Below are 8,555 nucleotides of genomic sequence, written 5' to 3' on the forward strand. Positions count from 1 at the left end.
TGAAGGCGATTACGGGGCTCAAGCCGTATGCCGCGGGCGACATCGAGTACATGGGCCAGTCGATCAAGGGCATACCGCCGCACGAGCTGTTGAAGCGCGGACTCGCGATGGTGCCGGAAGGTCGCGGTATCTTCGCGCGCATGTCGATCGTCGAGAACATGCAGATGGGCGCGTATCTGCGCAACGACAACGACGGCATCAAGGCCGACGTCGACCGCATGTTCGGTTTCTTCCCGCGGCTGAAGGAGCGCGCCACGCAATATGCGGGCACGCTTTCGGGCGGCGAACAGCAGATGCTGGCGATGGCGCGAGCGATCATCTCTCGTCCCAAGCTGTTGCTGCTGGATGAACCGTCGATGGGCTTGTCGCCGATCATGGTGGAGAAGATCTTCGAAGTGGTGCGCGCAATTTCCGGCGAAGGCATGACCGTGCTGCTGGTTGAGCAGAACGCGCGTCTTGCGCTGCAGGCGGCGAACCGCGGCTATGTGATGGACTCGGGTCTGGTCACGATGTCGGGTGACGCGAAGCAGATGCTGGATGATCCGAAGGTGCGGGCGGCTTATCTGGGTGAGTGAGTGGATGGTAAAGCTGGGCTGAGGGCTGTGGATGTAGCGAATCGGCAGGCGGGTTTCCGAATCTTTGCGTTTCGAGCATTTTGACTTGTGGCTTATTCGAAGGCGGAGAGTTGACGTGTTACTGCGGGCACAAGGAAGCAGTATTCAAATCTCCAAAGTGACCAATCCATTAGGGGTGCAGGTCAAAAGTAACGATGGTGAGCAGGATGGGCTTCCAGGAGGAAGCCAAAGCAGACTTACGAAAGATGTCAAATACCCGAGTCTGGTAGCGAAATGAATGTTCCGGGTTGGTCAAATTCATCTACATCCATCCGGAACTTGGCTTGCGAAGTCCTCAAGAGCTCGAGGATTCCACGATCATCGCAAGTCCAGACGTTTCGTTGGCACTGAGCAAGTGTCAAAAAAAGAATGCGTCGAGAAGTAAAAGACGTAAAACGCCGAAAGGCAATTAAGTGGTACTACTAATAGTCATGGGGAAGCAATGAAAAAGAGTTCAGCCACAATTCTCACAATAGGCGCCATGATGTCATCGGTGTCGTATGCTCAATCCACGGTTACGTTGTACGGGATTGTCGATACGAGCATCATGTATATCCATAACAGCGGCGGCCACTCGACGCAGATCGGAATGGCAAGCGGCGCTGAGTCGGGATCCCGCTTCGGACTGAAGGGCACGGAGGATCTGGCAGGCGGGCTCAAAGCTGTCTTCCAGCTCGAAAACGGTTTCAATTCCACGAACGGCAACCTCGGGCAAGGTGGCCGCATGTTTGGCCGCCAGGCATATGTCGGGTTGAGCGGAAACGGGTGGGGTACTGTGACGATGGGCCGGCAATATGATCCGCTCGTCGACCTTGTTCAGCCCGTTCAAGGCGACAACTACCTCGGCGGCTTCTTTACCAGTCCTGGCGATATCGACAATGCTGACAACAGCGCCCGAATCAACAATTCAGTTAAATGGGTAAGCCCTACTTGGTCCGGATTGAAGTTCGAGGCGATGTACGCGCTGGGCGGTGTGGCAGGCTCGACGGGATCAGGTCAGACGTACAGCGGTGCAGCGTCCTACAATATTGGTGCACTGTCGCTCGCTGCCGGCTACCTGCATATCGATAACGGCAACGTGACCCTGTCGTCGCGCGGCACGAGCACGTCGGATTCGCTGTTCAACAGTTCGGTCAACAGCGCCTATTCGTCGTCGCGTTCGATCAACATCGCGCGGGCAGGTGGCAACTATGTGCTAGGCAGCGTGACGCTGGGTGGTTACTACAGCTTCTCGCAATACAATTCTGACGGAAGCTCGACCTTCACGAACAGCCAGAAGTATCACAACGGCGAAGTTTATGCTGTGTGGCAAGTCAGCCCGACCGTCCTGACCGAAGTCGGCTATGACTACATGAAGTCAAGCGGCGATTCGTCTGCTAAGCAGCATCAGTTTTCGATCGGCGCAGATTACTTTCTGAGCAAGAGAACGGACCTATATGCTGTGGCGGCGTACGCGCATGCCAGCGGCGAGAATGGTGCCGGTTCGGCTCAGGCGGTCATTGGTTCGAACGACGTAGACTCTGGTTCGAACAAGCAGGCGCTGGTAGTGGTCGGCCTGCGGCATAGGTTTTAAATATTGGTCATGAAGCGGGAGGCGCGCCAGCCAGTACCGCTTCGAGCAACAGCAGGCTCGTCCTGATGTCAGATGATAGTTGGGGCGAGCCCATATTGCTTGGACGGATCGCTGCGTCTCGCGTGGAACCATTCGCGCTTTGGAAGCGGTTTCAAGCAGTAGGCGACGTGTGAGGCAGATGATTAAAGGGCGGCCGGTGTAACCGGTATCCGTGCCGCCCGCAGCGATCCAGATGCGCGTGCTTGCCGGCAGGGAAATCATGAGCGCAGACGACCCAGCACAATCAGCAACAGGTCGGCATCGACCAGACCGGCCACTTTAAACCGCATGCCCGATCCGGATCTCGATTGTGCCGGCAGCTTATGCACGCCTTATGTCCTGCGCCTGTGGCCCAACCGAAGATGATGTTCCAACCTCCGCTCGCGTGTCGTCTACAAGTACAACCGGAATGAGCCCGGCAGACTGAGCTTGCTGCTCGGCCAGATAACGCCGCCGGCAGGTCAACAGCATGTTCGCATTGATGCCGTTCTCGCGGGCCAGTTTCGAGACCCAATCGCCTGGCTCGCAAGCCGCAGCCCCCAGCCGATCACGAAGCTCCCGGGCATAGTTCGGATACCGGGCTTCTTCTCTTCAGACTGTGACAAAGTGGTGCCCATCAAATCGGAACGATGGACATTACTTTGGTGATCATCTCACTCACCGCGTACAACGGTGGCGCGAGCCGCTTACTCTAAGAGCACTATCTGTCGGCTTGAGATTCTGAATGCCGGTCGCTCGCACGTCCTTGCTTGCGTTAGCCTCTTTCCCGGGCGATTTCGCTTGTGACTTGCAAAAAACGATCGATGTCGGCAGCTGAGTTGCAATGTAGCGGTGACACGCGAACTGCACCAGTAATTCCGAATGAATCTAACATGCGTTTCGAATATAGGCTGCTCGCTACGCGTTCGTACACGATGACTCCCCTTCGCTCGTATTCCCGGACGGCCTTCGACTCTTCTATATTGTCGAATGACATGGCGACGATCAAATCGCGTGTAGTCAGATCATCGTGATCAAGCAGGACGTTGACGCCTCTGATTGAGCGCAGTCCAGGGATACGGGGGGAACCATTTAACATGCGGTTCAATAATGCCCGTTCGTGAAGCTCTATGCGACGCATTCCCTGCGCGAATAGCGATCGACGATCCGTCTCAGTGGGCTGTTGTTTTCCAAGCCAGCAGACATAGTCAACTATCTTGGTAATAACAGCGAATTGGGCAGGCGCGGACGTTCCGAGATCCCAAAAATCTGCTTTTTTTCCGGCTAGTTTGTGGTGCGGCAATAGCGAGGCCCGTGGCGAAAGCCAAGATATTCCCGATCCCCTGCAACCAAAAAACTTGTAAGGAGCAAAATTTATGCAATCTACCGGTGCCGCCTGGACGTCGATTACGCCATGCGGTGCATGTTGTACCGCGTCAACCACCATATATACGTCTGGCTTTACACGCCGTATCTGCTTGACGAGTTCAGGGAGATCGATCTTAGCGCCTGTGATGTTTGACGCGTACATCACGCTAACCACACATGTATTCGCGTCGACCAATTCGACGATCGCCTCGACGTCGATGGCACCGGTCTTTCTGTTGCTTTTGGCCACTCGCAATTCTTTGCCGAGGCGTTGCGCATAGAGGGTGACAGCATCAAACGACGACGGATGCTCAAGGACCGTAGTCACCATGTTGCTACCGTCGACATTCTCCGCTATCGCGCGGACCATGTCGAACATTGCACCCGAAGCCGAGAGTGATGCGAAAATACTACCATCGCCGGCGTTGAAGATGGCACGTGCATCTTCCGTCCCCCTTCGCTGTACTTCTTGCAGTAGTACTGCTAATTCATGAATGCGCTCCGGGTTGTCAGGAATCGCATCGATCTGAGTGAACGCTTCGATTGCGGCTTTTAGCCGGAATGAACCTCCGGCGTTATCAAAATAGAGGCGAGATTTACCGTGGAGGTCTTCGTCGACATAGAGAAACTTGCTCTTCACCTCGGTCATCAGAGCTTCGTCGAAATGCTGCCCCGTTTCACTTTGCATGCGTAAAATTCCCGATAATCTTAAGCGGTAGAGACGGTGTTACTGCGAAGCCAGCTGGCAGCGCTAACGCCCAACAGTCCATGGATCTCAAAAATGCATTGGATCACTACGAATCGAAAGTACTACGTACACGGGTTTTCAGAAAAGCGATTTTTTTCGATACGAAGATATTCATAAATCACATGGATCGAACGTTTTCGACATTGACTCGTATGATGACGAGTGTGATCGACACAGATTCCCAACCGTGACCCCGGCGTCAGGATAGACATAATGGTCGATGCTGATTGAACGCCGCAGGAGCCCGTCTCGAGTATCGTGGGTTGCGCACCGAAGTGTGCCGAGCGACATACGCCTGGGTGGGCGGTTCGTTGCGACACTAAGGGGCGAGTAACAAAATCACGTGGAAAACGGGAACAAGGTTACTTGAACCAACGGCTCGGGAAAAGAGTGACGCGGCGCGGAACATCGATTTGACATAATTAAAGTTGTCCCTCGACAAATTCGCAGTCCTATGTTTACCAAGCCGAAGAGGTTTCAATTTGTGCAGGAGGCTGCTGCACAAATTCTGGATTCGGCCATGCCTTCAGGTTGCGCGGTGACAATTTGCGCAAGGCGGGGAGGGCTGGCTTGCGCTGATCAGTGTGACGATACGCTCTTCAAGTTGCTGATGATGGAAACGTCGAAGGGGGCAGATTGCCTGTCTCACCAGGCCACGATGAAGGGTCTCGAATTGGCGATTGGTGACCTGGCCAAGGTGTTGGATGCCGTGGACATGGAGGCTGACTGGTCGCTGGAGGAGCGTGAGCAGGCGTCAACTCCATTACCATCACCTGGTATGTGAATCCGAAATCAGTAGCTCAAACCCGCCAGTTCTGTCCGGAGCCTGGCGGGTTCTTCTTTGCCTGCGGGGCGCGGGCTACATACAGCGGTGGGAGTCGCTCAGCCGTTCCACGACTCGACGTTCAGGACGATCCGTGCGACCGGGTTGGCCTCTGCAGACTGTGGAGCGAACTTGATCTGGGCGAACGTGACGACGCCGAGAGCGACGACCAAAAGCGCTCCGGACGCGGCGATGCGGGGAAGATATTTCACAGAGACCTCATTTTGATGGCTAACCAGGAACCGGCGAAGCTGACAGGCGTGTCGAATCACCTTCAGCGGCATGTCTGTCCGCAACCGGGCAACGCCGGACACGGTCGTCTGATCGCATTTGCCGATCGGACGGGGCTTGTGCAGTGCACTATAAATGGTTTATTCGCGTGCGCAGTGCGACACCCTGTCGCCAGCGGATTCTTAATTGCTTGAGCGTTTCGTGTATGAAAGGTTTCTGTAGGCCGTAACGTGCCGTCATGCTAGTGGGCGATTCTTGCAGGCACGGACGATGTCGAGGTGGCCGCCTCGACAGGCCCCCGCTGGAGCCCGCTAGACCTAGGCTACACTGCGCAGCTTGGAGCTGCGCTCTGCTTGCTTCTCGAGGAAGCGCTTGTAGTGCGCCTGCAGGCAGAGCGCCTATTCTGCAGTGGGCGTCTTGCGCAGACGGTATGGTTACCCACCAGACGGGCACCTTCCGCCGCGTCGATCGCATCCAGAGAAGAGCAGATTGCCGGTCTTGGGGTGGACTGAAATAAGGTAGCCGTCGTTGACCTTGTCCAAAGTGCCCGCGAGCAGCAAGCCATTGCTCGGATCCAGCGGTGCTGTCCTTCGATGGCCTCCGCGGCGAAAGAAAGCCGGGGATGGGCGGGTCTAGGACTGGAGCATTGAAGATGAGTTTCCGGACGGTATCAATTGCGCTATCATTAGGTATCAACTGATACTTTGGTCGGGAGTCGCATGTCACTGATTACGCCCGAAGCAGTGGCCGCGGTCATGGAACTTCGGCAGATCCCGCACACGCTCGCGGAACTCGAGGCACTTGTCCGCGACGGCCTGCCCAAGTCCGCGCTGCGAGCAGGCGTCGAACATGCGACGCAGGGTGCCGACGCCCGGCGTGCGCTACTTGCCCGCATCATCCCCGAAGCGACCTATAAGCGGCGTCGCGATCGGCTGACGCCAGACGAATCGGAAAAGACTGAGCGGCTGGCCAGGATTGTCGCGACGACGGCCTACGTCTGGAACGACGAAGAGGACGCGCGGGAATTCCTGTCGACGCCGCACCCGGAGCTCGAAGGTCGGGCGCCGCTCGATGTTGCGCTGACCGAGCTCGGCGCGCGCCGGGTCGAAGAGCTGCTCTGGAAACTGTTTTATGGGTTGCCGGCGTGAAGTTGTTTCGAATCGCCGACACTCGACACACGGTCTGGAGCGGCACCGGCGCGATGCTGGTGGGCGGCCGCTTCAATAGCCCGGGGCGACCCGTCATCTACGCCGCGTCGACCTTCGCCGGTGCGATGCTCGAGGTTCTTGTTCATGCGCGCATCGGCAAGGTACCGAAGACACACGGATGGGTTGAAGCAGCGGTTCCCGACGATATTCGCGTCGAACGCCATTCGGCCGAATCGTTGCCGGGGGGATGGGATGCGCCAGCACTGCAGGTGGCAAGGGAGTTCGGCGACGCCTGGCTGACCGGGTCGCGTACCGCGCTCCTGATCGTACCTTCCGTCGTCGTCCGCGCAGAGTTCAACGTGCTGGTCAATCCCGCACACCCCGACGCGACGCGGATTGCCGTGACGGAGCCGCAACCCGTGGTGTGGGACGAACGCCTCTTTATGATGCCGTCGGTCGGACACTCCTAGATTATGATGGTGGTCGGCTAGCCTCGCCTCGACGCTTTGCTCCTAGAGGGACATGACTGGGACGTGGCTTCCAGTTCAGTTCGCACTCGCTGCCCGCAATGGCCAGTGCAGCGCCGTCTTAGATGCTCCTTGTCTGGTTGCCAAAACCGACACGGCTGTCAGTTTTTGTCAATCGCCCTGACGAGCTGACATTGAAAGTTGTCCCTTTTTATCGAAGCATGTTCGTTGGCTTTCATGCACACCCTGTCTGTAAAACGGCGTTGATTCTGCCACTCTCTAAAGGGGCGTGAAACTGCTCAAGGTTGTTCATGATGGATAATGAGCGCTGATCAACGGCACTCGTAGAAACCGCATGACCGATAACCTCCCCAATGGTTCGTGGGGCGAAGACTACAAACGCTGGCTCGCTGAACTGAAACAGAGGGTCGAGCGGGCGCGACTTCGGGCAGTCACCAGCGCAAACCGTGAGCTCGTGACGCTGTACTGGCAGATTGGCCGGGAAATCCTTGACCGTCAGCAGCGCGAGGGGTGGGGCGCCGGGGTGGTTGACCAGCTTGCCCGGGACCTGAAAGCAGCCTTTCCGGACATGCGCGGTTTTTCCCCGCGCAACCTGAAATATATGCGCTCGCTGGCGCACGCGTGGCCTGACGCGGAATTTGTGCAGCAGCCTGCTGCACAATTGCCTTGGTTCCATCTCTGTACCTTGCTGGACAAGGTCAAGGATCCGGAGCAACGAAGCTGGTATGCAGACAAGACGCTCGAGCACGGGTGGTCGCGGCAGGTGCTGACAATGCAGATCGAGACAGCTGCTTATACGCGAGCCGGCAGCGCTGTGACAAATTTCACGGAAACGTTACCCCAGCCGCAGTCTGACCTTGCCCGGGAGGCCCTGAAGGATCCTTACATTTTCGACTTCCTCGACCTCACTGAAGATGCCCAGGAACGTGACATCGAGCAGGCGCTCACCCGTCATATCACCCGGTTCCTTCTTGAATTGGGAGCGGGATTCGCGTTTGTCGGGCGGCAATACCGGCTGGATGTCGGTGGCGACGAATTTTTCATTGATCTGTTGTTCTACCATTTGAAGCTGCGCTGCTACGTGGTCGTTGAACTGAAAACGACGCCGTTTCGTCCGGAATGCGCAGGTGAAGGCACCGGATGATCAACCCACGATCGGCTTGCTCCTGTGCAAAGAAAAAAACCGACTGGTCGCGGAATATGCGCTGCGAGGCGTCGCTAAACCAGTGGGCGTGGCCGAGTACCAGTTGCTCCGACAGATACCCGAATCGTTGGAGACCAAGCTGCCATCGATTGACCAGATTGAGGCAGAGCTTAGGCCGGATGTGCGCGACGTTTAGGAACGACTGTACTGGGCTACGCAAGTAGCCCGAAGCTGATCCGACTTGACATAACATAATTTATCAACTTTTAAGGGTGTAGAGGCTAAGTTGTAATGTCCGCTTTTAGCCAAGTTCAAATGTCCGCTTTTTCGCAGCGTAAGCTGACCGGCCGCCGGTGTTCCGGCGCGGGAGGCTTTGATGGCTGCGACCGGACTGATAACG

General features: G+C 56.6%; 8 protein-coding genes and 1 pseudogene. 6 read left to right on the forward strand and 3 right to left on the reverse strand.

The window, feature by feature from the left end:
* Both C0Z16_RS36450 and C0Z16_RS36455 read left to right on the forward strand, forming a co-directional pair.
* On the forward strand, nucleotides 1-575 hold a 575-nt coding region (locus tag C0Z16_RS36450; RefSeq protein WP_102636779.1), incomplete at its 5' end, for an ABC transporter ATP-binding protein.
* 481 nt (nucleotides 576-1,056) lie between these two features.
* On the forward strand, nucleotides 1,057-2,187 hold the full coding sequence (locus C0Z16_RS36455; RefSeq protein WP_102636780.1) for a porin: 1,131 nt from the start codon (nucleotides 1,057-1,059) through the stop codon (nucleotides 2,185-2,187).
* Between the two features lie 793 nt (nucleotides 2,188-2,980).
* Here C0Z16_RS36455 and C0Z16_RS36465 read toward each other — a convergent pair.
* Nucleotides 2,981-4,261 carry an aminotransferase class V-fold PLP-dependent enzyme gene (locus C0Z16_RS36465; RefSeq protein ID WP_102636781.1) on the reverse strand — a complete coding sequence of 427 codons (1,281 nt, stop codon included), beginning with the start codon at nucleotides 4,259-4,261 and terminating at the stop codon, nucleotides 2,981-2,983.
* Nucleotides 4,262-4,775: 514 nt separating this feature from the next.
* On the opposite strand from C0Z16_RS36465, the gene C0Z16_RS36470 reads away from it, so the two are divergent.
* A complete protein-coding gene (locus C0Z16_RS36470; protein WP_102636782.1) occupies nucleotides 4,776-5,105 on the forward strand; it encodes a hypothetical protein in 330 nt (109 codons plus the stop codon).
* Between the two features lie 98 nt (nucleotides 5,106-5,203).
* Here C0Z16_RS36470 and C0Z16_RS37665 read toward each other — a convergent pair whose 3' ends face one another.
* Nucleotides 5,204-5,428 carry a hypothetical protein gene (locus tag C0Z16_RS37665; protein ID WP_146014416.1) on the reverse strand — a complete coding sequence of 75 codons (225 nt, stop codon included), beginning with the start codon at nucleotides 5,426-5,428 and terminating at the stop codon, nucleotides 5,204-5,206.
* A 666-nt stretch (nucleotides 5,429-6,094) separates the two neighbouring features.
* Between C0Z16_RS37665 and C0Z16_RS36475 the strand changes: the two genes are divergently transcribed.
* The 3 genes and pseudogenes from C0Z16_RS36475 to C0Z16_RS36485 all read left to right on the forward strand — a co-directional run bounded on the left by C0Z16_RS36475 (nucleotide 6,095) and on the right by C0Z16_RS36485 (nucleotide 8,351).
* Nucleotides 6,095-6,523 carry an antitoxin Xre/MbcA/ParS toxin-binding domain-containing protein gene (locus tag C0Z16_RS36475; protein WP_102636783.1) on the forward strand — a complete coding sequence of 143 codons (429 nt, stop codon included), beginning with the start codon at nucleotides 6,095-6,097 and terminating at the stop codon, nucleotides 6,521-6,523.
* On the forward strand, nucleotides 6,520-6,993 hold the full coding sequence (locus tag C0Z16_RS36480; protein ID WP_102636784.1) for an RES family NAD+ phosphorylase: 474 nt from the start codon (nucleotides 6,520-6,522) through the stop codon (nucleotides 6,991-6,993). The genes C0Z16_RS36475 and C0Z16_RS36480 overlap by 4 nt, the downstream gene beginning before the upstream one ends.
* A gap of 352 nt (nucleotides 6,994-7,345) precedes the next feature.
* Nucleotides 7,346-8,351 (forward strand): annotated as a pseudogene (locus C0Z16_RS36485) (PDDEXK nuclease domain-containing protein).
* On the opposite strand, the gene C0Z16_RS38510 reads toward C0Z16_RS36485, so the two are convergent.
* Nucleotides 8,348-8,555: hypothetical protein (locus C0Z16_RS38510; RefSeq protein WP_208638671.1), on the reverse strand; the 208-nt coding region annotated here is incomplete at its 5' end. The pseudogene C0Z16_RS36485 and the gene C0Z16_RS38510 sit on opposite strands and share 4 nt — an antisense overlap.

Source organism: Paraburkholderia rhynchosiae (assembly GCF_002879865.1).
Taxonomy (GTDB): domain Bacteria; phylum Pseudomonadota; class Gammaproteobacteria; order Burkholderiales; family Burkholderiaceae; genus Paraburkholderia; species Paraburkholderia rhynchosiae.